Origin of the sequence: Bradyrhizobium sp. (genome assembly GCF_047605465.1) — a bacterium.
Classification (GTDB): Bacteria; Pseudomonadota; Alphaproteobacteria; order Rhizobiales; family Xanthobacteraceae; genus Bradyrhizobium.
Genome location: NZ_JASGFS010000057.1, coordinates 19,710 through 44,769 on the forward strand (window position 1 = coordinate 19,710; position 25,060 = coordinate 44,769).

23 protein-coding genes are annotated in these 25,060 nt (G+C 65.1%); 8 read left to right on the forward strand and 15 right to left on the reverse strand.

Annotated features, from left to right (window positions below; genetic code table 11):
• Window positions 1–27: 27 nt before the first annotated feature.
• Complete coding sequence (mutM, locus tag QM712_RS28920) at window positions 28–909, forward strand: bifunctional DNA-formamidopyrimidine glycosylase/DNA-(apurinic or apyrimidinic site) lyase (RefSeq protein ID WP_415026569.1); 882 nt, start codon at window positions 28–30, stop codon at window positions 907–909.
• Window positions 910–957: 48 nt separating this feature from the next.
• On the opposite strand, the gene QM712_RS28925 is transcribed toward mutM, so the two are convergent.
• On the reverse strand, window positions 958–2,313 hold the full coding sequence (locus tag QM712_RS28925) for a serine protease (protein ID WP_415026570.1): 1,356 nt from the start codon (window positions 2,311–2,313) through the stop codon (window positions 958–960).
• 247 nt (window positions 2,314–2,560) lie between these two features.
• On the opposite strand from QM712_RS28925, the gene QM712_RS28930 reads away from it, so the two are divergent.
• The gene (locus QM712_RS28930; RefSeq protein WP_415026571.1) at window positions 2,561–3,364 is read left to right on the forward strand and encodes a HesA/MoeB/ThiF family protein; all 804 of its coding nucleotides are present in this window, start codon (window positions 2,561–2,563) and stop codon (window positions 3,362–3,364) included.
• Window positions 3,365–3,370: 6 nt separating this feature from the next.
• Here the strand turns inward: QM712_RS28930 and QM712_RS28935 are convergent, their stop codons facing one another.
• Window positions 3,371–4,381, reverse strand: coding sequence for an aldo/keto reductase (locus QM712_RS28935; RefSeq protein ID WP_415026572.1), 1,011 nt, complete (start codon window positions 4,379–4,381; stop codon window positions 3,371–3,373).
• A 119-nt stretch (window positions 4,382–4,500) separates the two neighbouring features.
• Between QM712_RS28935 and QM712_RS28940 the strand changes: the two genes are divergently transcribed.
• Window positions 4,501–5,412 (forward strand): LysR family transcriptional regulator, encoded by a 912-nt coding sequence (locus tag QM712_RS28940; RefSeq protein ID WP_415026573.1) that lies wholly within the window; start codon window positions 4,501–4,503, stop codon window positions 5,410–5,412.
• A gap of 169 nt (window positions 5,413–5,581) precedes the next feature.
• Here the strand turns inward: QM712_RS28940 and QM712_RS28945 are convergent, their stop codons facing one another.
• Window positions 5,582–6,583, reverse strand: coding sequence for a 2-hydroxyacid dehydrogenase (locus QM712_RS28945; RefSeq protein ID WP_415026574.1), 1,002 nt, complete (start codon window positions 6,581–6,583; stop codon window positions 5,582–5,584).
• Between the two features lie 335 nt (window positions 6,584–6,918).
• Here QM712_RS28945 and QM712_RS28950 point away from each other — a divergent pair, with 335 nt between their 5' ends.
• A complete protein-coding gene (locus tag QM712_RS28950; RefSeq protein ID WP_415026575.1) occupies window positions 6,919–7,449 on the forward strand; it encodes an SH3 domain-containing protein in 531 nt (176 codons plus the stop codon).
• A 176-nt stretch (window positions 7,450–7,625) separates the two neighbouring features.
• Here QM712_RS28950 and irrA read toward each other — a convergent pair whose 3' ends face one another.
• Window positions 7,626–8,117 carry an iron response transcriptional regulator IrrA gene (gene irrA / locus QM712_RS28955; protein ID WP_415026576.1) on the reverse strand — a complete coding sequence of 164 codons (492 nt, stop codon included), beginning with the start codon at window positions 8,115–8,117 and terminating at the stop codon, window positions 7,626–7,628.
• A 359-nt stretch (window positions 8,118–8,476) separates the two neighbouring features.
• Here irrA and fabA point away from each other — a divergent pair, with 359 nt between their 5' ends.
• The 3 genes from fabA (at window position 8,477) to fabI (ending at window position 11,201) form a co-directional block, all read left to right on the forward strand.
• Window positions 8,477–8,998, forward strand: a complete 522-nt coding sequence (fabA, locus tag QM712_RS28960; RefSeq protein WP_415026577.1) for a bifunctional 3-hydroxydecanoyl-ACP dehydratase/trans-2-decenoyl-ACP isomerase — start codon at window positions 8,477–8,479, stop codon at window positions 8,996–8,998.
• A gap of 40 nt (window positions 8,999–9,038) precedes the next feature.
• Entirely contained in the window at window positions 9,039–10,262 is a 1,224-nt protein-coding gene (gene fabB / locus QM712_RS28965) for a beta-ketoacyl-ACP synthase I (protein WP_415026578.1), read from the forward strand.
• A gap of 138 nt (window positions 10,263–10,400) precedes the next feature.
• Window positions 10,401–11,201, forward strand: a complete 801-nt coding sequence (gene fabI / locus QM712_RS28970) for an enoyl-ACP reductase FabI (protein ID WP_415026579.1) — start codon at window positions 10,401–10,403, stop codon at window positions 11,199–11,201.
• A gap of 108 nt (window positions 11,202–11,309) precedes the next feature.
• On the opposite strand, the gene QM712_RS28975 is transcribed toward fabI, so the two are convergent.
• The 3 genes from QM712_RS28975 to QM712_RS28985 form a co-directional block, all read right to left on the reverse strand.
• Window positions 11,310–11,906: a glutathione S-transferase family protein gene (locus QM712_RS28975; RefSeq protein WP_415026580.1), complete on the reverse strand. Its 597-nt coding sequence runs from the start codon at window positions 11,904–11,906 to the stop codon at window positions 11,310–11,312.
• Complete coding sequence (locus QM712_RS28980; RefSeq protein ID WP_415026581.1) at window positions 11,903–12,367, reverse strand: GNAT family N-acetyltransferase; 465 nt, start codon at window positions 12,365–12,367, stop codon at window positions 11,903–11,905. The genes QM712_RS28975 and QM712_RS28980 overlap by 4 nt, the downstream gene beginning before the upstream one ends.
• A 99-nt stretch (window positions 12,368–12,466) precedes the next feature.
• Window positions 12,467–13,393, reverse strand: a complete 927-nt coding sequence (locus QM712_RS28985) for a hydrogen peroxide-inducible genes activator (protein ID WP_415026582.1) — start codon at window positions 13,391–13,393, stop codon at window positions 12,467–12,469.
• 113 nt (window positions 13,394–13,506) lie between these two features.
• Between QM712_RS28985 and katG the strand changes: the two genes are divergently transcribed.
• A complete protein-coding gene (gene katG, locus QM712_RS28990) occupies window positions 13,507–15,672 on the forward strand; it encodes a catalase/peroxidase HPI (RefSeq protein WP_415026583.1) in 2,166 nt (721 codons plus the stop codon).
• Between the two features lie 132 nt (window positions 15,673–15,804).
• Here katG and pnp read toward each other — a convergent pair whose 3' ends face one another.
• The 8 genes from pnp to nusA all read right to left on the reverse strand — a co-directional run.
• Complete coding sequence (pnp, locus tag QM712_RS28995; protein WP_415026584.1) at window positions 15,805–17,967, reverse strand: polyribonucleotide nucleotidyltransferase; 2,163 nt, start codon at window positions 17,965–17,967, stop codon at window positions 15,805–15,807.
• A 91-nt stretch (window positions 17,968–18,058) separates the two neighbouring features.
• Window positions 18,059–18,238: a hypothetical protein gene (locus QM712_RS29000; RefSeq protein WP_415026585.1), complete on the reverse strand. Its 180-nt coding sequence runs from the start codon at window positions 18,236–18,238 to the stop codon at window positions 18,059–18,061.
• Window positions 18,239–18,344: 106 nt separating this feature from the next.
• Window positions 18,345–18,614, reverse strand: coding sequence for a 30S ribosomal protein S15 (gene rpsO, locus QM712_RS29005; protein ID WP_018644188.1), 270 nt, complete (start codon window positions 18,612–18,614; stop codon window positions 18,345–18,347).
• Between the two features lie 2 nt (window positions 18,615–18,616).
• Window positions 18,617–19,735 (reverse strand): tRNA pseudouridine(55) synthase TruB, encoded by a 1,119-nt coding sequence (truB, locus tag QM712_RS29010; protein WP_415026586.1) that lies wholly within the window; start codon window positions 19,733–19,735, stop codon window positions 18,617–18,619.
• Window positions 19,732–20,163 (reverse strand): 30S ribosome-binding factor RbfA, encoded by a 432-nt coding sequence (gene rbfA / locus QM712_RS29015; RefSeq protein WP_415026587.1) that lies wholly within the window; start codon window positions 20,161–20,163, stop codon window positions 19,732–19,734. Before rbfA ends, truB begins: the two co-directional genes overlap by 4 nt.
• A 155-nt stretch (window positions 20,164–20,318) precedes the next feature.
• Window positions 20,319–23,000: a translation initiation factor IF-2 gene (gene infB, locus QM712_RS29020; RefSeq protein ID WP_415026588.1), complete on the reverse strand. Its 2,682-nt coding sequence runs from the start codon at window positions 22,998–23,000 to the stop codon at window positions 20,319–20,321.
• Between the two features lie 70 nt (window positions 23,001–23,070).
• Window positions 23,071–23,754 carry an RNA-binding protein gene (locus QM712_RS29025; protein ID WP_415026589.1) on the reverse strand — a complete coding sequence of 228 codons (684 nt, stop codon included), beginning with the start codon at window positions 23,752–23,754 and terminating at the stop codon, window positions 23,071–23,073.
• Window positions 23,755–23,777: 23 nt separating this feature from the next.
• On the reverse strand, window positions 23,778–25,060 hold a 1,283-nt coding region (gene nusA / locus QM712_RS29030), incomplete at its 5' end, for a transcription termination factor NusA (protein ID WP_415026590.1).

Genomic DNA, 25,060 nt, shown 5'->3' on the forward strand with positions numbered 1-25,060 from the left:
CCGCCCTCATAAGGTGAATGCCTGACCATGCCTGAATTGCCCGAAGTCGAGACCGTCCGCCGCGGCCTTCAGCCCGTCATGGAGGGTGCAAAGATCCTCGTCGCGGAGGCCCGCAGGCCCGATCTGCGCTTTCCCTTTCAGCCGGATTTCGTGGCCCGCCTCAAGGGGCAGGTCGTCACGGGGCTGGGCCGAAGGGCAAAATATCTCATGGCCGATCTCGCCTCCGGCGATGTCCTGCTGATGCATCTGGGCATGTCCGGCTCCTTCCGCGTGATCAAGCCGGACAACGACGTGCAGCCGGGCGAGTTTCACTATCCCCGCGGCAAGGATTCGACGCACGACCACGTGCTGTTTCGGATGTCCTCCGGCGCCGACATCGTCTTCAACGACCCACGCCGTTTCGGTTACATGAAAGTGATTGCGCGCGATGCGCTCGATGAGGAGCCGCTGCTTCGCGGGCTGGGTCCCGAGCCGCTCGGCAACGAATTCGATGCGGCGATGCTGGCGCAGTCCTGTGCCGGCAAGACGACCAGCCTGAAGGCGGCGCTGCTCGACCAGCGCGTGGTGGCGGGACTCGGCAACATCTATGTCTGCGAGGCATTGCATCGCTCGCATCTGTCGCCGCGGCGGATCGCCGCGACGCTGTCGACCAGGAAGGGCGAGCCGACGGATCACGCGAAGAGACTGGTTGGCGCGATCCACACCGTGCTCAACGACGCCATCAAGGCCGGCGGTTCCAGCTTGCGCGACCATCGCCAGACTTCGGGCGAGCTCGGCTATTTCCAGCACTCCTTCAAGGTCTATGACCGCGAAGGCGAGACATGCACGACGTCGGGTTGCGGCGGCACCGTGAAGCGCTTCACCCAGAACGGCCGGTCGACCTTCTGGTGTCCGAAATGTCAGAAGTGAACGTCATTGCGGGAGCTTTGCTGCTCTCGCAATGACGACGATCGGTCGTCACTTCCTGACGCAGATCACGCGCACGACGGCAGCCTTCGCATCCGACGACGTCCCGTTCGGCGCGACGCCGTTGGCTTTCATGAAATCGCGCACAATGTCCGCGGAGACCATCACGGCTTGCGATGCCGGAACCGTCGTCGCAGGTCCCGCGACCATCGCCGGTTTCAGCAGTGCGATGCCGGCGAATTTGCCGTCGCCGTCGATGGCCGGCGCGCCGGAAAATCCGACCGCGGGCGGCGGAGACAGCGCGGCATCGCTGCCTGTAGCCGCAGACAGTGTCGCCTTGAGGCTCGAGACACCGGCCGCGCCGGCCTGGTTCTGCGGATCGGCGATGCCGACGACATCGACAGTCGTCTTCCCCGTGCCGCCCGTCAGGCCGAGCGGCTTGAGGCCGCGCGCGCCGTAGATGTGCAAGAGCGCGAGATCGTGCTCCCTGTCCTCGGCGAGGCGGTCGGCGCTGCCGTAACCGCCGATCGTGATCGCAAGGCAGCTGTCGGTGACGAGGCGGTCGGTGAGAATCGCGCCGTCGTCGCTCACCACGATGCCGGTGCCGTATTCGACGGTCTTGCGCGGCGGCGGACCGGCCTGCGGTCCCGCCGGAAACGCATTGAACGCACTCGACATCGCGATCACGACCGGCTCGACCGTATTCTCGGTCGCCTGGTCGTAGAGGATCGTCATGATGCGAACCTCGTCGCCCTTGAAGGTGCCGCGCACGTAGAATTTCTTCAGGCCCTGCAATCCGGACAGCACGAAGAAGTCGGGCTTCACCACGGTGTAGTCGATCTTGCGTCCGGCCGGCTCCTTCTTCTCGGCGTCGGCGAGCTTTGCGGCGGTCGGGTTCGCCTCCTTGCGGCGGCTGAACAGCACCTGCACCGTTCCGGTCGGCGAGCTCCATTTCGAGCCGCCGGCATCCGTCACCTGCTGCGGCACCAGCTTGCCGGGGATGCCGAGCCGCGCGCCGCTGGGCGGGTCCGTCACGACCTTCCAGCCGACATTCTCCTGCTTGCGCCGCGCGGTCTCGGCCAATGCGATCCGCTCCTGCGGATTGAGCACGCCGGTCGGCTTGCCGCCCTTGTTCTTCTGGTACTCCTTGATGGCGTTGACCATGCGCTCGCTGACGTCGCCGGTGATGGCGCCGTTATATTCGCCGACCCAGGCGAGGTCGGACTGCAGCGACAGCCGCTCCGGCTGCGTCATGCCGTCGGCGGTCGCCGACGGCGTCTGCACCGCGGGGCGAGCCGTAGTTGTCTGGACCGTCTTGGGTTTGGTGCCGGGGGCCTGCGGTGTGGTCTGGGCATTCGCGCCGGCTGTCGCCGCCAACATCAGTGTTGCCGCAAGCATCGATCTCATGACAAATCCAGCCAGCCCATTGAACGCGGTGCCATTGAAGCACATCTCGTTGGTCGCGAACAATCTCGGGCTGGTTCAGGCGAGTAGCCGAGCCGCATACACAGGCCCTCATCCTGAGGAGCGGCGTCTTGGCCGCGTCTCGAAGGATGGCTGCGGGGCGATATCGGGCCTTCATGGTTCGAGACGCGCGTTCCGCGCTCACCATGAGGGTTGAGAGGCGAAGGGCTTGGTAGGAGAACGGACGACGATGCTGAGCCCGGACGAACTCGAACGCTATGCCCGTCATATCGTGCTGCGCGACGTCGGTGGACCCGGGCAGGCCGCGCTGAAGCGGGCCTCAGCGCTGGTGATCGGCGCCGGCGGGCTCGGTGCGCCGGCCCTGATGTATCTGGCCGCAGCCGGTGTCGGCACGCTCGGCGTGGTCGATGACGACGTGGTCTCGTTGTCCAATCTTCAGCGTCAGGTCATCCACACGACGCCGGACATCGGCCGCCACAAGGTCGAGAGCGCCGCCGAGCGGATCACGGCGCTCAATCCGCATGTCCGTTTTGTCGGACACGCCACATGGCTCAACGCCGACAACGCGCTTTCGCTGATCGGCGACTACGATCTCGTGCTCGACGGCTCCGACAATTTCGCGACGCGCTATCTCGTCTCGGACGCGTGCTTCTTCGCGAAGAAGCCGCTGATCACCGCTGCGCTGGGGACTTTCGACGCTTCGCTCACCACGATCCGCGCGCATGAGAAGAATGACGCCGGTGAATTCAATCCGACCTATCGCTGCCTGTTTCCGGAGGCGCCGCCACCCGGCACGGTTCCGGCCTGCGCTGAGGCCGGTGTCATGGGGGCGCTGGCGGGCGTGCTCGGCTCGATGATGGCGCTGGAGGCGATCCGCGAAATCGTCGGATTCGGCGACGGCCTGGTCGGCCGCCTCCTGATGATCGATGCACGCGCGATGCGCTTCGAGACCTTGCGCTACGCGCGCGATCCGGCCAATCCGCTCAACGGCGATGGGCCGGTCATCACCGACCTGAGAGCCCATCGCACCTGATTGTCGCTACCTGGTCGTGGCCGGCTTCTCGCTGTCCAGATGCGCCATCTGCTCGGCCGCATAGCGCGTGCCGGCGGCGACGTCCGGCGGGAAGGTTTTCGCCAGTGCCGCGAGATGAGCCTCCGTCAGCGTCACCTTTGCCGCGCCGAGCGCCTCGGTGAGACGGGTGCGGGTGCGGGCGCCGACCAGCGGCACGATCTCCCGGCCTTGCGCTGCCACCCAGGCGATCGCGACCTGCGCCGGTGTGGCGCCGATCTCGCTGGCGATCGCGCGGAGCTGCTCCACCAGCGCGAGATTGGCGTCGAGATTGGCGCCCTGGAAGCGCGGCGTCATCAGCCGGTAGTCCCTGCCGAGCTTGCCGGACTCTTTCGACCAATGGCCGCTGATCAGGCCGCGTGCCAGCACGCCGTATGCGGTGATGCCGATGCCGAGCTCACGGCAGGTCTTGAGGATATCACGTTCGATACCGCGCTCGATCAGCGAATATTCGATCTGGAGATCGACGATCGGATGCACGGCGTGCGCGCGGCGGATGGTGTCGGAGCCGACCTCGGACAGGCCGATGTGCCGGACATAGCCCGCCTTCACCAACTCGGCGATGCCCCCGATCGTCTCCTCGATCGGAACGTTCGGATCGAGCCGCGCGGGACGGTAGATGTCGATATGGTCGGTGCCGAGCCGCTGCAGCGAGTAGGCGAGGAAGTTCCGCGTCGCGGCCGGCCGCGAGTCGTATCCGACGAACTCGCCGGCGGGACCGCGCAGCGCGCCGAACTTGACGCTGATCTGGACCTTGTCGCGTGCGACGTCCTTCAGCGCCTCGCGCACCAGCATCTCGTTGTGGCCCATGGCGTAGAAATCGCCGGTGTCGAGCAGCGTGATGCCGGCGTCGAGGGCCGCATGGACCGTGGCGATGCTCTCGCTGCGATCGGCGGGGCCGTACACCTCGGACATTCCCATGCAGCCGAGCCCGAGGGCGGAGACGGTGGGGCCGGTTGAACCGAGTTTGCGCTGTTCCATAGTGGCTCTCCTCGAAGGGCGGCAGGCTGATTGCGCCGCATGACGAGGGCAGATATGAGCCGGTTTGATTGCTTCGATAAGCTGGACAATGTCGAATGGCTTGTTCAGGATATCGAACAATGAGTGAGCCTGACCTGCGCGATCTCGATGCCTTCGTGGCGGTCGCCCGGACCCGCAATTTCCGGCGCGCGGCGCAGGATATTCGCGTGTCGGTGTCGAGCCTTAGCCAGAGATTGCGGGATCTGGAGGAGCGTCTCGGCGTCCGCCTGATGAACCGAACCACCCGCAGCGTGACGCTGACCGAGGCGGGCGAGTTGCTGCTCTCGCGCGTGGCCCCGGCGCTACAGGACGTCGGCGAAGCCCTCGATCAGGTCCGCGGCCTGCGCGAGGTGGCATCGGGCCGGCTGCGGATCAACGCGCCGCCGCCGGCGGTCGATCTGGTGCTGGCGCCGATGGTCGGCCCGTTCCTGGCGGCGCATCCTCAGATCGTCCTCGACATCGTTTCCGAAAGCGGCTTCGTCGACATCGTCAGCGCGGGTTACGACGCCGGCGTGCGCTACGGCGAGCATCTCGCCCAGGACATGGTCGCGATCCCGCTGAGCGGGCCGCAGAAATATGTCGTCGTCGCCTCGCCTGCTTATGTCGCGCGCCGGGGTACGCCGCGGCATCCGAAAGATCTGCTCGACCATGACTGCGTTCGCGCCCGCTATTCGAACGGCGTGATCACCGATTGGGAGTTCGAGAAGCGCGGACAGATCATGAAGGTCGATCCGCCGGCGAAGCTGATCTCGACCAACATCAGCCTCGCCATGCGCGCGGCAATCGACGGCGTCGGCGTCTGGGCGACGCTCGATGGCTACGTGCGCGACGCCCTGAAGTCCGGGGCGCTGGTGAGTTTGCTGGAAGACTGGTGCGAGCCGTTCCCCGGACCGTTCCTGTACTATCCGAGTCGGCGCCAGGTCCCGCCGGCGCTGCGCGCCTTCATCGATTTCGTCGCAGACTGGCGCAAGCGACACGCGCCGCGATCCTAGATCCTCATCGTGACGAGGCGTCACCGGGTCCGCGCAGGGCGCGGCCCGACGACGGCTTTGCACCGTTTTATGACGACCGGGCTTCTTGCCCGTGGCCATCCTTCGAGACGCCCGCTTCGCGGGCTCCTCAGGATGAGGAAGAAAGGGCTGCTGCTCAGCGGATCGAAAACTAGAGCATGCTCGGGAGCACGCGGTCCGGCGGCTTGTGGGCGTCGAGGAAGGTGCGGATGTTGATGATCACCTTCTCGCCCATCTCGACGCGGCCCTCGATGGTGGCCGAGCCCATGTGCGGCAGCAACGTCACCTTGCCTGCCCTTGCGAGCCTCACCAGCTTCGGATTGACCGCCGGCTCATGCTCGTAGACGTCGAGCCCGGCGCCGCCGATCTCGCCGGCTTCGATCAGCTTGATCAGCGTGTCTTCGTCGGTCACCTCGCCGCGCGCGGTGTTGACGATATAGGCCTCTTTCCGGATCAGCTTCAGCCTGCGTGCCGACAGCAAATGATAGGTCGCCGGCGTGTGCGGGCAGTTCACCGAGATGATGTCCATCCGCGCCAGCATCTGGTCGAGGCTTTCCCAATAGGTCGCGCCGAGCTCTTCGGCGATCTTCGGCGCGACGGGACGGCGGTTGTGATAGTGGATCTGCAGGCCGAAGGCGCGGGCGCGGCGCGCCACCGCCTGGCCGATGCGGCCCATGCCGATGATGCCGAGGCGCTTTCCGCCGATGCGATGGCCGAGCATCCAGGTCGGCGACCAGCCCGCCCAGGGCTTGCCTTCGGTCAGGACCGTTGAGCCTTCGATCATCCGGCGCGGCACGGCCAGGATCAGCGCCATGGTCATGTCGGCAGTGTCTTCGGTCAGAACTTTCGGCGTGTTGGTGACGGTGATGCCGCGGGCGTGTGCCGCCTCGACATCGATGTTGTCGACGCCGTTGCCGAAATTCGCGATCAGGCGCAGCTTGCAGTCGGGCTGGTTGACGATGTCGGCGGTGATGTGGTCGGTGACGGTCGGAACCAGCACGTCGGCCGTGCGCGCGGCTTCCGCGATCTGCTCTGCCGACATCGGCGTGTCGTCGAGATTGATCCGCGCGTCGAACAGCTCGCGCATCCGCGTCTCGATCGAATCGGGCAGCTTGCGCGTCACCACGACGAGGGGCTTTTTCTTCACCGACATGTTCTGCTCTCATGAGGCGTTGCAGGCCGCCTCTGTCGCCAAAGGCCGGCCGTTGAGGCCTCATTAACCCGGTTGTTCGACACTGCCCTTGCCGTGTCGTCCCCGGCGTTTCCTGCAAGCTCTCCCGACGTTTCCGGCCGGAAAATCGGGGCAAACTGGTTGTTCAAGTGTCCGTCCTCTCTAGCAGAAGGCCGGGCCAAGACAAGAACCACGGGCTTGGCTTGCGGAACCGGTTCGGGAGCACCCGCGTGGGGCGGGTCGGACGCTTGCACGGCGGGTTGTTGAATTCGGGGTGAGGACCAGGCTCGGCCGGGTCTTCGACAGGAGACGGGTTGATGGCGTTGGGGCGTTTTTGTTCGGTGATGGCGCTCGTTTGCACCTGGATGAGTGCCTCGGTCAGCCCCGGACATTCGGCGAAGGACAGCACCCCCCAGACCGCGAGCGGGCTGCCGGTGCCGCGCTATGTCAGCCTCAAGTCGGATCATGTGAACGTTCGCGCCGGCCCGACCAAGGATAACGACGTGGCGTGGGTCTATACCCGCGCCGGCCTGCCGGTCGAAATCACCGCGGAGTTCGAGAACTGGCGCAGGGTGCGCGATTCCGAAGGCGCCGAGGGCTGGGTCTATCACTCGCTGCTGTCGGGCCGCCGCACTGCGGTGGTGACGATGAAGCACAAGGACGAACTCGCGCCGATCTACGATCGGGCCGATCCCGATAGCGCAGTTGCAGCAAAGCTCCAGGCTGGCGTCGTCACCCAGGTGAAGAAATGCAATGCGAGCTGGTGCCACGTCACCGGCAACGGCTTCGACGGCTGGATCCAGCAGGAGCGCCTCTGGGGCGTGTATTCGGACGAGCAGGTCAACTGACCTCTCGGGGATCGTCCCGGACAATACAAGGCATCCAACTTTGGCGCGCAGTTGCGCACCTGAGGAATCTCCGGCCTCCGGGTTCGGTGCTCCCCGCAGGTCGGGATGACGCGCCAAAACGACGATGGCCGGGCATCAGCCCGGCCACGACGATCATCAGCGATTTCGGATCGATCTCAGCGCTTCTTGCGCAGGCGCACGACCATGTCGATGCGGGCGATCTCGTATCCATCGGGCACTTCCGGCATCTTCGACAGCGCCAGATGCGGGTCCTCGATGTCGACCAGCTCGTGGCTGTTCTCGAGGTAGTAGTGGTGATGGGTGGTGACGTTGGTGTCGAAATAGGTCTTGGTGCCGTCGACGCTGACCTGACGCAGCAACCCGGCGTCCGTGAGCTGGTTCAGCGTGTTGTAGACGGTCGCGAGCGAGACCGGAACCTTGGCCAGCGTCGCTTCCTCATACAGCATTTCAGCCGTGAGGTGGCGAGCGCCCTTGCCGAACAGCAGCCAGCCGAGGGCCATGCGCTGACGCGTCGGACGCAGGCCGGCGGACTGCAACATTTCGTTGACGTCGTGCCAGGGGCAGCCGGTGAGAGCCGGCTGGCGTCCGGACAGGAGGGCCGCGGTGTGGGCCTCGTCGTCGTGATGGGGCGCGTTAAATTCGCTCATTTCCTGATTTCGGGCACGCGTGAACACTATCTCTCTGCAATATAAGGAGAGATAGATGCAGATGCAAGTTTCTCGCAACTAGAGAGGTTCTAATCAGGCCTCGGACAGGAACCGGGCGGTCCCCCCGTCATTTTACCGTCATGACGGCGCTTTGCCACCCGAAATGGCCTGTGTTAGAGAGCCCGCGGTTCCGCTTAGCCGATTTTGGCGCAGCCAGGTGAGTGAGGCTTGGCTCCGCAGTCCAACCGGACTCGTGATGGCTGCGCCGGACGATGGCAATTGGCGTTGCTTTCCGAATCCAACGGGGCCCATTTTCGCCAAAAACGCCGCTCAATCGGCATTTGAACAGAGGCTAGTGCATGTTGAACAGGCGCAACGGTTACGAATATGAAGATCTGCTGGCGTGCGCTCGTGGCGAGATGTTCGGCCCGGGCAATGCCCAATTGCCGCTGCCTCCGATGCTCATGTTCGACCGCATCACGGAGATCACCGAAAACGGCGGCGAATTCGGCAAGGGGCTGGTGCGCGCCGAGCTCGACGTGAAGCCTGATCTCTGGTTCTTCGGCTGCCACTTCAAGAACGACCCGGTCATGCCCGGCTGCCTCGGCCTGGACGCACTGTGGCAAATGGTCGGCTTTTATCTCGGCTGGATCGGTGGTGAGGGTCGCGGCCGTGCGCTCGGTCTGAGCGAGCTCAAGTTCGGCGGCCAGGTGCTGACCGAAGCCCGCAAGGTTGTGTACAACGTCGATATCAAACGCGTGATGCGCTCAAAGCTGGTGCTCGGTATCGCCGACGGGTGGCTTTCGGTCGATGACCAGATTATCTATCGCGCCAAGGATCTGAAGGTCGGGCTTTTCAAGCAGGGCACGAACCTGGGCTGAGCGCGTCACCAAGAAAGACAACGATTTAGGCGAGGCTGTCATGAGGCGGGTTGTGGTCACCGGGATGGGCATCGTCTCGTCCATCGGAAACAACACCCAGGAAGTGCTTGCGAGCCTCCACGAGGCGAAGTCGGGCATTTCGCGGGCGGAGAAATATGCCGAGCTCGGCTTCCGTTCGCAGGTGCAGGGTGCGCCGACGATCGATCCCGCGACGGTGGTGGACCGCCGCGCCATGCGTTTCCTCGGACAGGGCGCGGCGTGGAACCACATCGCGATGGAGCAGGCCATCCAGGACTCCGGCCTGTCGCCCGAGGAAGTCTCCAACATCCGCACCGGCATCATCATGGGCTCCGGCGGTCCCTCCGCCCGGACCATCGTCGAATCCGCCGACATCACCCGCACCAAGGGCCCGAAGCGCGTCGGACCTTTCGCCGTGCCGAAGGCGATGTCGTCGACGGCGTCCGCCACGCTCGCGACCTGGTTCAAGATCAAGGGCGTTAACTATTCGATCTCGTCGGCCTGCGCCACGTCGAACCATTGCGTCGGCAACGCCTATGAGACGATCCAGATCGGCAAGCAGGACGTCATGTTCGCCGGCGGCTGCGAGGAGCTGGACTGGTCGCTGTCGGTGCTGTTCGACGCCATGGGCGCGATGTCCTCGAAATACAACGACACGCCCGCCACCGCCTCGCGGCCCTACGACGTCAACCGCGACGGCTTCGTCATCGCCGGCGGTGCCGGCGTGCTGGTGCTGGAAGAGCTCGAGCATGCCAAGGCGCGCGGCGCCCGCATCTACGGCGAGATCGTCGGCTATGGCGCGACCTCCGACGGCTACGACATGGTCGCGCCGTCCGGTGAAGGTGCCGAGCGCTGCATGCGCATGGCGATGTCCACCGTGAAGACCAAGGTCGACTACATCAACCCGCACGCGACCTCGACCCCGGCCGGCGATCCCCCGGAGATCGAGGCGCTCCGCAAGGTGTTCGGTGTGGGCGAGAAGTGCCCGCCGATCTCGGCGACCAAGGCGCTGACCGGCCACTCCCTCGGCGCGACCGGCGTGCAGGAGGCGATCTATTCGCTTCTGATGATGAACAACGGCTTCATCTGCGAGAGCGCCCACATCCAGGAGCTCGATCCCGTGTTCGCCGACATGCCGATCGTTCGCAAGCGCATCGACAACGTCAAGATCGGCACCGTGCTGTCGAACTCCTTCGGCTTCGGCGGCACCAACGCCACGCTGGTGTTCAGCCGGCTGGATGCGTGACGTCGTTGCCAGCGACTGATAGTTTTCTCGTCATGGCCGGGCTCGTCCCGGCCATCCACGTATTGGCTCCCTATTGCGGAAGAAAGTGGATGCTCGGGACAAGCCCGCGCATGATGGACAGCGGAGAGTGATTGCGCAATGGAAGGACTGATGAAGGGCAAGCGCGGTCTGATCATGGGTATCGCCAATGATCATTCGATCGCGTGGGGCATGGCAAGGACGCTGCATGCCCACGGCGCTGAGCTTGCCTTCACCTTCCAGGGCGAGGCCCTCGGCAAGCGCGTCAAGCCGCTGGCGGAGTCGCTCGGCGTCGAACTGGTGCTGCCTTGCGACGTCGAGGATATCGCCAGCGTCGATGCCACCTTCGCCGCGCTGCGCGAGAAATGGGGCCGGCTCGATTTCGTGATCCACGCGATCGGTTTTGCCGACAAGAACGAGCTGAAGGGCCGTTACGCCGACACCAGCCGCGAGAACTTCTCGCGCACCATGGTGATCTCCTGCTTCTCCTTCACGGAAGTCGCCAAGCGCGCTGCCGAGCTGATGACGGAGGGCGGCAGCATGATCACGCTGACCTTCGGCGCCTCCGAGCGCGCGATGCCGAACTACAACGTGATGGGCGTCGCCAAGGCGGCGCTGGAAGCCTCCGTACGCTATCTCGCCTCCGACTTCGGGCCGCGCGGCATTCGCGTCAACGCGATCTCGGCGGGCCCCATTCGCACGCTCGCGGGCTCCGGCATCGGCGAGGCGCGTGCGATGTTCGCGTTCATGCAGAAGCATGCGCCGCTCCGCCGTGGCGTCACCCTCGAAGAGCTCGGCGGTTCGGCGCTGTATCTGCTGTCGGACCTCTCCGGCGGCGTGACCGGCGAGATCCACTACGTCGATTCCGGCTACAACACCGTCCTGATGCCGAGGCCGGACGATTTGAAGGCGCCGGAATAGGGCGCCGGCTGGTTGGGCAAAGGAGCGTCAGCGACGTGCCCGCCGTCTCTCAATATTTGCTTGGAGAGCGTGGCTACGCTTCGCGTTGCCGGCCTGACGAGAGCTGATTCACCCTGCCGCGATCTTCTCCGCGCGCTGGAACGCCGGCCGCGCCATGCAGCGCTCGAGATAGGCATCGAAGGCCGGCCGCGACGGCACCATCTTGAACAGACGCACCGCGAAGTTCAGGCCCGAGCCGACGACCACGTCGGCCGCTGAAAAGTCCTCGCCGAGAATCCACGGCCCCTGGGCGAGCGCGGCATCCAGCACGTCGAAGACCTGCGTCGCGCTGCCCCAGGCCGCGGTGGAGGTCGGCACCTCGATCTTGGTGAAGATCTGGATGATCGCGGGCTCGATACAGCCCGGCGAGAAGAACAGCCATTGCAGATACCGCGCGCGGCGCGCATCGGTGGCGGCCGGTGCGAGCTTCGTCTCGGGATAGCGATCGGCAATGTAGGCGCAGATCGCCGCTGCCTCGCCGAGCGATGCGTCGCCGTCGGCCAGTGCCGGCACCTTGCCCATCGGATTGACCTTCAGGAAGTCCGGCGCCTTCTGCGCACCGGTCGAAATGTCGGTCAGCACGCGCTCATACGGCAGCCCGCTTTCCTCCATGAGCCAGAGCGTGGTGAAGGAGCGCGAGCGGGGCGACCAATAGAGCTTGATCATGAGGCTTTTCCTTCCTTCTTCCACCGGTAGTATTTCATCACGAAGCCGTTCGACGGCTCGGTCTCTTCCTTCTCGAACACGAAGCCCTCGCGCTCGTACCAGCGCCAGGCCTTTTCGTTCTCGCGCACGCAGCGCAGATACATCTCATCCGGCATTTGCGTTCGCGTGAAGGCGAGCAATCGGCGGCCGAGCGATTGGCCCTGGTAATCCGGCGCGACGAAGAGCTGGTCGAGATAGCGCTTCGGCAGATGCAATGCGAGCATGGCTGCGATCGTGCCGTGATCGTCGGCGACGAACAGGCTCCAGCCGCTCTCGATCTCGTGGCGGACACGGGCGCGCAAATTCGCGAGCAGGAAGTTGCTCGGCTCCCCGAGCCCGGTCGAGACCCAGCTCTTCATCCAGACGTTGCCGACCTCGTCATATTCGTCCGGGCGCGCGGGGCGGATGACCGGATCCGGCATGAGAGCCTCCCTGTTGGTCAGGCCCGGCGCAGGCGGCGCCGGGACATCAGAATGGATGATCCCCGGTGATCGGAAAAAATTCCGCGCGCAACGCCTCGCCTAGGCGTGCTGGCCGCGCGCGACTTGCCGTGAGCGGACCTTGCCGGCCGACAGGCAGACCACTTCCGAGATCTGCAGCAGCTGCCGCGCCAGCGGACTGGTCTTGCGCCAGACCATGCCGATGGTCCGCGACGGCTGCGGATCGCGGAAGCGCGAGAGCGACACCGAAGCCGAGCGGGTCTCGACCGGCACCGCCATCTCGGGAATCAAGGTGACGCCGATCCCCGCGCTGACCATCTGCACCAGCGTCGAGAGCGAGTTCGCATCCAGCATCTCCCGCGGCGGCGCGGACTGCATGTTGCAGAAGGACAGCGCCTGGTCGCGGAAGCAGTGTCCTTCCTCGAGCAGCAACAGCCGCATCTCCCGCATCATCTCGCGCGACGGCGTCGGCGTTCCCTCGTCGGCCCCCGGCCGCACCAGCAGGAACTTCTCCTCGAACAAGGCGACCTCGGTCAGCGAAGGCTCCGACACCGGCAGCGCGACGATGGCGGTGTCGAGCCGTCCTTCGACGAGCTCCTGGATCAGCTTCGGCGTCATCGTCTCGCGGACGCGGATATCGAGCTCGGGGTGCAGGCGCGTGAGATTCTTGGTGATCGTGGGCAGCAGATAGGGCGCGATCGTCGGGATCATCCCGATCCGCAGGCGACCCGCGAAGCGGTTCCGCGAGGCGCGGGCGAAGTCGCCGAGTTCATCGACCGAGCGCAGGATGTCGCGGACGCGATGGGCGAGTTCCTCGCCGAACCGGGTCAGGGCCACCTGCCGGGCGCTGCGTTCCAGCAAAAGACCGCCGAGCGCCTCCTCCATCTCCTTGATCTGCATCGACAAGGCGGGCTGGGAGATGGAGCAGGCTTCCGCCGCGCGTCCGAAATGACCATGGCGCGCCAGCGCATCGAAATATCGGAGCTGCCGCATCGTCACGTTGATCATCAGAAAATCCTATCGCAGCGATCATTAAAGTCAACTTCACCTGATGGAATGCGCCCTTTAGAGTGGTTCTACCTGGTTCATGGCGGAGTCTGACGCCACCAGAGGAGGTGATCATGGACGACAATTCGAAATGCCCGTTTTCGGGCGGAAAACGTGTGCCGGCGAACCGTGACTGGTGGCCAACCCAGCTCAGCATCGAGATGCTGCACAAGAATTCCAGCCTGTCCGACCCGATGGGCAAGGAGTTCGATTATGCCAAGGAATTCAAGACGCTCGACCTGAACGCGGTCGTCAAGGACCTGACGGCCCTGATGACGGACTCACAGGAGTGGTGGCCCGCCGACTTCGGTCATTACGGCGGCCTCATGATCCGCATGGCCTGGCACAGCGCGGGCACCTACCGCACCACCGACGGCCGTGGCGGCGCCGGTGCCGGTCAGCAGCGCTTCGCGCCGCTCAACAGCTGGCCCGATAACGCCAATCTCGACAAGGCGCGCCGCCTGCTCTGGCCGATCAAGCAGAAGTACGGCCGCAAGATTTCCTGGGCCGATCTGATGGTTCTGGCCGGCAACGTCGCGCTGGAATCGATGGGCTTCAAGACCTTCGGCTTCGCCGGCGGCCGTGCCGACGTCTGGGAGCCGGAAGAGCTCTATTGGGGTCCGGAAGGCACCTGGCTCGGCGACGAGCGCTACAGCGGCGAACGCCAGCTTGCCGAGCCGCTCGGCGCGGTGCAGATGGGCCTCATCTACGTCAATCCGGAAGGGCCGAACGGCAAGCCGGATCCGGTCGCCGCGGCAAAGGACATCCGCGAGACCTTCTTCCGCATGGCGATGAACGACGAGGAGACCGTCGCGCTGATCGCCGGCGGCCACAGCTTCGGCAAAACGCACGGCGCGGGCGATCCGTCGCTGGTCGGACCGGAGCCGGAAGCTGGTGCGCTCGAGGATCAGGGCCTCGGCTGGAAGAGCAAGCACGCGTCGGGCCTGGCGGGTGATTCCATCACCAGCGGCCTCGAGGTGACCTGGACCACGACGCCGACCAAGTGGAGCAACAACTTCTTCGAGAACCTGTTCAAGTACGAATGGGAATTGACGAAGAGCCCCGCGGGCGCCCAGCAATGGGTGGCCAAGGGTGCCGACGCGATCATTCCGGATCCGTTCGACAAGTCGAAGAAGCATCGGCCGACGATGCTGACCACCGACCTCTCGCTGCGCTTCGATCCGGCCTACGAGAAAATCTCGCGCCGTTTCCTGGAGAACCCGAATCAGTTCGCGGACGCCTTCGCCCGCGCCTGGTACAAGCTCACCCATCGCGACATGGGTCCGATCCAGCGCTATCTCGGCCCGCTGGTGCCGAAGGAAACGCTGATCTGGCAGGATCCGATTCCGGCCGTGAATCACGAGCTGGCCAGCGATCAGGACATCGCTGCACTGAAGACCAAGATCCTGGCGTCGGGCCTCTCGGTGTCCGAGCTGGTCTCGGCCGCATGGGCGTCGGCCTCGACCTTCCGCGGTTCGGACAAGCGCGGCGGTGCCAACGGCGCGCGCATCCGCCTCGCTCCGCAGAAGGACTGGGAGGTGAACCAGCCGGCCCAGCTCTCCAAGGTGCTCGGCAAGCTCGAAGCGATCCAGAAGGAGTTCAACGCATCGTCCGGCGAGAAGAAGGTCTCGCTCGCCGACCTGATCGTCCTCGGCGGGACCGCCGCGGTCGAAAAGGCCGCGAAGGATGCCGGCGTCGACGTGAAGGTCTCCTTCACGCCGGGACGCATGGATGCTTCGCAGGACCAGACCGATGTCGATTCCTTCGCTCCGCTGGAGCCGCGGGCCGACGGCTTCCGCAACTATGTCGGCAAGCGGCATCAGTTCCTGCAGCAGGAAGAAGCCCTGGTCGATCGCGCGCAGCTTCTGAAGCTGACGGGTCCCGAACTGACCGTCCTGGTCGGCGGCCTGCGCGTGCTCGGCGCCAATGCGAATGGTTCGAAGGCCGGCGTCTTGACCGCGAAGGCGGGCACGCTGAGCAACGACTACTTCGTCAACCTGCTCGACATGAGCACGCAATGGACTCCGGCGGCCGACGGCACCTTTGAGGGCCGCGACCGCAAGACCAACGCGGTGAAGTGGACCGGCACGCGCGTCGACCTGATCTTCGGCGCGCACTCGCAGCTCCGCGCCTTCGCCGAGGTCTACGCTTCGTCGGACGCCAAGCAGCAGTTCGTGCAGGACTTCGCCAAGGCCTGGACCAAGGTGATGAACCTCGACCGGTACGACATCGTGGCGTGAGGTTCGCCGATCTCGCCTCGTGTTTAATGCACCCTCTCCCGCAAGCGGGAGAGGGTGCGGATCGCCCGACGCGGACACAAATAAAAAGGGCGGCCGCAAGGCCGCCCTTCTTGTTTCTGCGGTGCTGCGAGATTACTCGCCGGCCGCCTCGCGCGGAGCCTGCTGGCCATCCGCCGACTTTTCCTTGCCCTCGAGGTCTTCGCCGGTGGTCTGGTCGACCACCTTCATCGAGAGGCGGGTCTTGCCGCGGTCGTCGAAGCCGAGCAGCTTGACCTTGACCTTGTCGCCTTCCTTGACGACGTCGGAGGTCTTCTGCACGCGCGCCGAAGCCAGCTGGCTGATGTGGACGAGACCGTCCTTGGAGCCGAAGAAGTTCACGAAGGCGCCGAACTCCATCACCTTGACGACGGTGCCGTCATAGATCTGGCCGACTTCGGGATCGGACGCGATCGACTTGATCCACTTGATCGCGGCCTTCATCGCCTCGCCGTCGCTGGACGCGACCTTCACGGTGCCGTCGTCCTCGATGTTGACCTTGGCGCCGGTCTTCTCGACGATCTCGCGGATCACCTTGCCGCCGGTGCCGATCACTTCACGGATCTTGTCGGTGGCGATCTTGAAGGTCTCGATGCGCGGCGCGTATTCGCCGAGCTCGGCGCGGGCCGCGGTCAGCGCCTTGGCCATCTCGCCGAGGATGTGAATGCGTCCGTCCTTGGCCTGGGCCAGTGCGACGCGCATGATCTCCTCGGTGATACCCTCGATCTTGATGTCCATCTGGAGCGAGGTGATGCCCTGCTCGGTGCCAGCCACCTTGAAGTCCATGTCGCCGAGATGGTCCTCGTCGCCGAGGATGTCCGAGAGAACCGCGAAGCGCTTGTCTTCGAGGATCAGGCCCATCGCGATGCCCGCGGTCGGCCGCTTCAACGGCACGCCGGCGTCCATCAGCGCGAGCGAGGCGCCGCACACCGAAGCCATCGACGACGAGCCGTTGGACTCGGTGATCTCCGACACCACGCGCGTGGTGTAGGGGAATTCGTGGTGCGGCGGCAGAACCGGGTGGATCGCGCGCCAGGCCAGCTTGCCGTGGCCGATCTCGCGGCGCTTGGTGCCGCCGAGACGGCCGGTCTCACCAACCGAGTAGGGCGGGAAGTTGTAGTGCAGCAGGAACGTTTCCTTGTACGTCCCCGACAGCGCGTCGATGTACTGCTCGTCCTCGCCGGTGCCGAGCGTGGTCACGACCATCGCCTGGGTTTCGCCGCGGGTGAACAGGGCCGAGCCGTGGGCGCGGGGCAGCACGCCGACTTCGGCGACGATGTTGCGCACCGTCTTGGAGTCGCGGCCGTCGATGCGCTTGCCGGTGTCGAGGATGTTCCAGCGGACGATCTTGGCTTCGAGCTCCTTGAAGACGCCGGCGACGCGCAGCTTGTCGTATTTCGGCTCCTGGCCTTCAGGGAAGTAGTGCGCGAGCACCTTTTCCTTGGCGACGCCGACCGCGGCATAACGCTCCTGCTTCACGGGAATCGCGTAGGCGGCGCGCAGCTCCTGCTCGATCAGGCCGAGCATTTCCTTTTCGATCGCCGAATTGTCGATGACGGTGACTTCGCGCGGCTCCTTGGCGGCCTTCTCGGCGAGCTCGATGATCGCGTTGATGACCGGCTGGAAGTGGCGATGACCGAACATCACGGCGCCGAGCATCACGTCTTCGTTGAGTTCCTTGGCCTCCGATTCCACCATCAGCACGGCATCGGCGGTGCCGGCGACGACGAGGTCGAGCTGGGTGTCGACCATCTCGTCGAGCGTCGGGTTGAGGATGAACTCGTCATTGGCGAAGCCGACGCGTGCCGCGCCGATCGGACCCTTGAAGGGCGCGCCGGACAAGGTCAGCGCGGCGGAGGCCGCAACCAGCGCCACGATGTCGGGATCGTTCTCCATGTCGTGCGAGAGCACGGTGACGATCACCTGGGTCTCGTTGCGCCAGCCGTCGACGAACAGCGGACGGATCGGACGGTCGATCAGGCGGGAGACCAGCGTCTCCTTCTCGGTCGGACGGCCCTCGCGCTTGAAATAGCCGCCGGGAATGCGGCCCGCGGCGTAGGCCTTCTCCTGGTAGTCGACGGTCAGCGGCAGGAAGTCGACGCCTTCGCGCGGCGCCTTGGCGGCGACGACGGTGGCGAGCACCACGGTCTCGCCATAGGTGGCCACGACGGCGCCGTCGGCCTGGCGGGCGATCTTGCCGGTTTCAAGCTTGAGAGGGCGTCCGCCCCAGTCGATCTCGACTGAATGCTTATTGAACATAGAGGTCTTCTTTCATGGGTTCTCGAAAGAAGGACGGCTCGAAAAACAAAAACCATGCGCAAGATTGCGGGACGCTGATCGGAGCGGGCGATCAGCGTCCTGCGATCCTGCCATGGTTTTCGGATTTCGGATGGCGTCCATCCTTTCGGGTCATACGGGCGCCTTGCCCGTTGCGCCCAACCGCCGGATTGCTGTTGGGCTGGTCAGTCGGCACGAACACGAATACCGGCTCGCGGTATTCAACCATCGTGCCCCGGATGCGAATCGTCATTGGCCCGCACCCGACGTGCGCATAGCCTCGATCAAAAACCTTTAAATAAGCGCTTTCGTTCGAAACCACGCGCAAAAACGCGCGCCGATGGCGCGCGCAGGAACACTTAACGACGAATGTTGTGCTTCTCGAGCAGCGCCTTGTACCGCGCCTCGTCCCGCTTCTTCAGGTAGTCGAGGAGCGAACGGCGGGTCGAGACCAGCTTCAAGAGACCGCGGCGCGAATGGTTGTCCTTCACGTGCGTCTTGAAATGGTTGGTGAGGTTGTTGATGCGTTCCGAAAGGATCGCGACCTGAACCTCGGGCGAGCCGGTGTCGCCGGCCTTGGTGGCATTCGTCTTGATGACTTCCGCTTTGCGTTCTGCGGCAATCGACATCGTCAATTTCTCTCGTTGCGACCGGTGCTGGCAGTCAGCCCGGTCAGGTTGAACACACGCTTGGGGATGATTTCGCCATTGCCAACTTCAGCAAGCGCCAAAAGACGGCCTGCCACCGTGACATAGACTGTGCCGCTACAAGTGGGCGCATCCCGTCCGCGCAACAAAACGGCTTGGCCCCGATGGAGCCTTGCCGCATCCGCCCGAGTGACGGCCAGTGCCGGGATGTCGTCCAGCGCGGTCTCAACGGGCAAAAGCGCGTCGGCGAGGCTGCCCTCGCCGGACGCGGCTCTATCGCACAAAGCCTCCAACTGATCCAGCGGAATCATGTCGTTCTCGCCAAATGGGCCGACCAGGGTCCGCCGCAGCGCGCAAATATGGCCGAAAGTGCCGAGAATCCGGCCCATATCGCGGGCGAGGGCACGGACATAGGTTCCCTTGCCGCACTCGGCTTCGAACACAGCGCGGTCGTTATCTGGTTGATCTACAAGGGATAAACGGTGAATCTCGACCGGGCGGGGAGCCAGTTCCACGACTTCGCCGTCGCGGGCCAGGTCATAGGCGCGTTCGCCCTGGACCTTGATGGCGGAATAGCGGGGCGGAACCTGCTCGATCACACCGGTGAAGCGGGGCAGCAGGGCTTCGATCGCCTCCCGGGTCGGGCGCTCGGCGGAGGTTGCGGTCACCCGCCCCTCGATATCGTCGGTGTCGCGCTCCTCGCCCCAGCATACCGTGAAGCGATAGCGCTTGCGGCCGTCCATGACGAAGGGAACCGTCTTGGTCGCCTCCCCGAGCGCGATCGGCAGGCCGCCGGATGCGAGCGGATCGAGCGTGCCGGCATGGCCGGCGCGCTTGGCGTTGAACAAGCGCTTGAGCACGGCGACGGCCTGCGTCGAGGTCATGCCGACCGGCTTGTCGAGCACGACCCAGCCGTGAACGTCGCGCCGGTCGCGGCGCGGCTGATTGCCCTTCTGCTGCCGGGCGCGCGGATCGTTGTTGACGCGGCGCGGCTCCTGATGCGGCTGGATGTCGTCGCGGACGTCCGCAAAATTATTTTTCTGCAGATCGCGCGAACCGGGCTCTTCGCTGTCGATCGTGCCGTGAGCGGGGTCGATAATCATTGTTCTTCTTCCCGATCTGAATCCAGATCTCTTTCCAGGTCCTTTTGCACCGCAGGTGTTCGCAAAAGCTTCTCGATCCGTTCCGCTTCGTCGAATCGCTCGTCGACGCGGAAGCGAATGTCAGGTGCAAATTTCAGGTTAACGCGCCGCGCGACCTCGCCGCGCAGGAACTTCTTGTTGCGCTCGAGCGCAGCGATGACGATCCCGGTGTCGCGGCCACCGAGCGGCATGACGTAAACTGTTGCGAGCTTCAGGTCGGGCGACATCCGTACCTCCGGCACGGTGATGATGTGACCTTCGAGGTCCGCATCATGCACATTGCCTTGCGCCAGAATCTCGGCCATCGCGTGGCGAACCTGCTCGCCGACGCGCAGCTGGCGTTGCGAGCCTCCGGGTGCGGAACTCTTCTTCTGATGATGGCGGGGCATGTTCGGGAAATCACCTCGTCATGCCCGCGCCTGGGCACGAGCATCGTCGTTTGTCCTGTCGAAACGAATGAGGCCGATGGCCGGAATCAATCCGGCCATCGCACTCTCGCAATTTCAGTTCAAAAAAGATCCGTGCGCTTCGGTAAGATTTGGACTTACAGGGAGCGCTGGATCGTCTCCACTCGATAACACTCGATCACGTCACCGGCACGCATGTCGTGATAGTTCTCGAAGGCCATGCCGCATTCCTGACCGGCCTGGACTTCCTTCACTTCATCCTTGAAGCGCTTCAGCGTCGACAGCTTGCCTTCGTGCACGACGACGTTGTCGCGGATCAGGCGCACGTTGGCGCCGCGTTCCACGGTGCCGTCGGTGACGCGGCAGCCGGCGACCTTGCCGACCTTGGAGATGTTGAAGATCTCCAGGATCTCGGCGTTGCCCAGCATGGTTTCGCGCAGGGTCGGCGCGAGCAGGCCGCTCATCGCCTTCTTCACGTCGTCCACGAGGTCGTAGATGATGTTGTAGTAGCGGATCTCGATGCCGTTGCGCTTGGCGGCCGCAGCGGCCTCCTTGTTCGCACGAACCGAGAAGCCGATGATCGCGGCATTGAAGCCTTCCGCGAGCGTCACGTCGGATTCCGAGATGCCGCCGACGCCTGCATGAAGGATGCGGGCCGCGACTTCGTCGGTGCCGAGCTTCTCCAGCGAGCCGAGGATCGCTTCGAGCGAGCCCTGCACGTCGGCCTTGACGATCAGCGGGAATTCCTTGCGGCCCGCCGTCTTCAGTTGCGACATCATCTGCTCGAGCGAGCCGCGCATGCCGGAGATCGAGGCTGCCGCGTTCTCGCGCTTTTGGTGCGCGCGGTAGCTGGTGATCTGGCGGGCGCGGGCTTCGTTCTCGACGACCGCGAGACGATCGCCGGCCTCCGGCGGACCATTGAAGCCGAGCACTTCGACCGGCACCGACGGGCCGGCCTCCTGGACGGTCTCGCCTTGATCGGAGATCAGCGCGCGGACGCGGCCCATCTCGGCGCCGGCGACGATGATGTCGCCGATCCGCAGGGTGCCGCGCTGGACCAGCACGGTCGCGACCGGGCCGCGGCCGCGATCGAGCTTGGCTTCGATCACGGTGCCTTCGGCCGGACGCTCCGAATTGGTCTTGAGGTCGAGCAGGTCGGCCTGCAGCGCGATCATCTCGAGCAGCTTGTCGAGATTGGTCTTGTTCTTGGCGGACACCTCGACGTCGACGACGTCGCCACCGAAGGACTCCACCTGCACCTCGTGCTGGAGCAGCTCGGTGCGCACGCGCTCGGGCTTGGCGTCGGGCTTGTCGATCTTGTTGATGGCGACGATGATCGGCACCCGCGCCGCCTTGGCGTGGTTGATGGCTTCGATCGTCTGCGGCATCACGCCGTCATCGGCGGCGACCACCAGCACGACGATGTCGGTGACCTTGGCGCCGCGGGCGCGCATCGCGGTGAACGCGGCGTGGCCGGGCGTGTCGATGAAGGTGATCTTCTTGCCGCTCTCGGGCGAGGAGACCTGATAGGCGCCGATATGCTGGGTGATGCCGCCGGCTTCGCCGGAGACCACGTTGGCATGGCGGAGCGCGTCGAGCAGCGAGGTCTTGCCGTGGTCGACGTGACCCATGACGGTCACAACCGGCGAACGCGTCTCGGTGTCGGTGGAATCGTCGACCTGGTCGAACAGACCCTCTTCGACGTCGGACGCGGCAACGCGCTTGACGGTGTGGCCGAGCTCTTCGGCGATGAGCTGCGCGGTGTCGGCGTCGATCACGTCGGTGATCTTGTGCATCGCGCCCTGCTTCATCAGCATGCGGATGACGTCGACCGCGCGCTCGGACATGCGGTTGGCGAGTTCCTGGATGGTGATCGCTTCCGGAATCGTCACCTCGCGGATGAGCTTTTCCTTCGGCTCGTTCGAGGCATGACCCTTCAGACGCTGGGTGCGGCGGCGGAACGAGGCGATCGAACGCTCACGCACCTCGTCGGCATTCAGCGCGGTGACGACGGTCAGGCGGCCGCGCTCCTTCTGCGGGCCGGGCTTGTGGGTGGTCTTGGGAGCCGCCACGGGACGGGCGGCGCCGCCGGGACCGCGACGGATCTGGCGCGGACCCTCGTCCTCGTCCGGTCCGGCCGCAACCGCGGGGGCGCGACCCAACGGGCCGCCTGGCCGCGGCGTGGTCGTTGCCGGGCGTGCGGTGGTCGTCGTCGCGGGACGGGTCGTGGCCGGCGCGGTGCTGCGCGGAGCGCTGGTCGCGGGCGCCGCTGCCGCGGGACGAGCGGCCGATTGCGGCTGTTCGCCTTCGCCGAAGCGCTTCTTGGCTTCGGTCTCTGCCTTGCGCTTGGCTTCGTCTTCGTGGCGGTGACGCTCTTCCTCGGCCTTGCGGCGGGATTCGGCGGCTTCGCGCTCGGCGCGTTCGGCTGCCTCGCGGACCGCGCGGCGCTGGGCCTCTTCCTCGGCCTGGCGACGCTCTTCGACTTCGCGCACCTTGGCATCGGCCAGCGCGCTGGCGCGGGCGGAACGTTCGTCCTCGGTCAGGGTCCGCAGCACCACGCCGGAGCCGGCATTGCGCGGCGGCGCCGGGCGTGCGGGAGCGGGCGCAGGGGCGGCGGGCGCGGGCTTCGGCGCCTCGGCAACCTGCGGCTCAGGGGTGCCGTCGATACGGCGCTTGCCGCGCTTCTCGACCACGACCTGCTTGCTGCGGCCATGGCTGAAGCTCTGGCGGACAGTGCCCGTTTCGACGCGCGGCTTGAGCGATAGCGTCTTGCTCGGAACGCTCAGCTTCTTGTCGCCAGGGGTCTTGGTATCAACCATTCAGCAGTCCTAATCCTGATTTATCAGTGTTGTGCGTTGCCGCACCGTCCTATCGGGTCGTCGTTATCTCTCAGAAATCCTGGCCGCGCTTTTCGGTCGTCTTGTCTTCGTCCGCCAGCCGGTATCGGACCAGCATCTGGCTACGTGACAGGAATGACCTGCTCGCCGGGCCCGCGAGCAGGGCAGCATGTATCACATTTGACCGGGTGAGTGCCAAATCCAATTCTGCCGATTTCAATGCGGTGACGATGGGAATCGGCGGCTTGGCGCCACGATTTCCGTCATTTTGCCGCGCCAGCATGTCCAATTTACGGATTCCGTCCGCGGCCCCGTCGCTGGCGTGGATCAGGGCCTCGACCGTGCCTTCCCGCAGGGCGCTTTCGACCTTGCCGAAGCCGGCGACGATCTGGCCGGCCTTGGCGGCGATCCCAAGGGCTTCCGTCACGCTTCGAACCAGAAGCGTCTCCGTGTCTGCCGGAAGCGTCGGGGGAGTGCGCAGCTCGCGCTTGAAGGCCTTGCTAAATTGGTGACGACGCACGGCTTCCGCAACCGCCTGCCGCGATGCGGATATCCAGATGCCCCGTCCGGGCAGTTTGCGCTTGAGATCGGGAACAATGTCGCCCTGGGGCGACACGACGAAGCGGATCAGCTCGTCGATCGGCCGGACCTCGCGGCTGACCGCGCACATGCGCATGGTCGCGGACCTTTCGGTCCGCGGTCCATGGTCGAGTTCGGGGTCAACGCTGGCGAGCATCCGGGCGACATCCTCCTTCGCCCTTAAGCCGGTTGATCTTCGGCCGTTTCGGCCTCTTCGCCCGGCTTGGCGAGGTCGGCTTCGGTGATCCAGCCGGCCTTGACGCGCGCCTGCATGATCATCGCTTCCGCGTCGTCACGGGAGATGTCGATGCCGTCGAGCGCGCCCACATGCTTGGTCTGCTCGCCGCCTTCCTTGCGCTCGGTCCAGCCGACCAGGTCGTCGGTGGCGCAGCCGGCGAGGTCGTCGACCGTCTTGATGTCGTTCTCGCCGAACTTCACCAGCATCTTGGAAGTGACGCCCGGAACGTCCTTGACGGCGTCCTCGACACCGAGCTCCTTGCGCTTGGCCTCGATCTCGGCCTCCTGCTGCTCGAGATATTCGCGGGCGCGGTTCTGCAGCTCTTCCGCGGTCTCCTCGTCGAAGCCCTCGATGCCGGCGAGTTCCTTGAGGTCCACCATCGCGAGTTCCTCGACCGAGGTGAAGCCTTCGGACGCCAGCAGCTGGCCGACCACTTCGTCGACGTTGAGCGATTCCATGAAGACGCGGGTGGAGTTCTCGAAGTCGGCCTGGCGGCGCTCCGATTCCTCCTGCTCGGTCAGGATGTCGATGTCCCAGCCGGTGAGCTGCGAGGCCAGACGCACGTTCTGGCCGCGGCGGCCGATCGCCAGCGAGAGCTGGTTGTTGGTGTCGGGCACCACCACCTCGATGCGCTCGCGGTCTTCGTCGATGACGACCTTGGAGACTTCAGCCGGCGCCAGCGCGTTGACCACGAAGGTCGCGATGTCGGGCGACCACGGAATGATGTCGATCTTCTCGCCCTGCAGCTCGTTCACCACAGCCTGCACGCGCGAGCCGCGCATGCCGACGCAGGCGCCGACCGGATCCACCGAGGAATCCCGGGAAATCACGCCGATTTTGGCGCGCGAGCCGGGGTCGCGGGCGACCGCCTTGATCTCGACGATGCCGTCGTAGATTTCCGGCACTTCCTGCGCGAACAGCTTCGCCATGAACTGCGGATGGGTGCGCGACAGGAAGATCTGCGGACCGCGGGTCTCGCGGCGGACGTCGAAGATATAGGCGCGGACGCGGTCGCCGTTGCGGAACACTTCGCGCGGCAGCATCTCGTCGCGGCGGATGATGGCTTCACCGCGGCCGAGGTCGACGATCACGCTGCCGTATTCGACGCGCTTGACCACGCCGTTGACGATGTCGCCGATGCGGTCCTTGAATTCCTGGTACTGCCGGTCGCGCTCGGCCTCGCGCACCTTCTGCACGATGACCTGCTTGGCCGACTGCGCGGCGA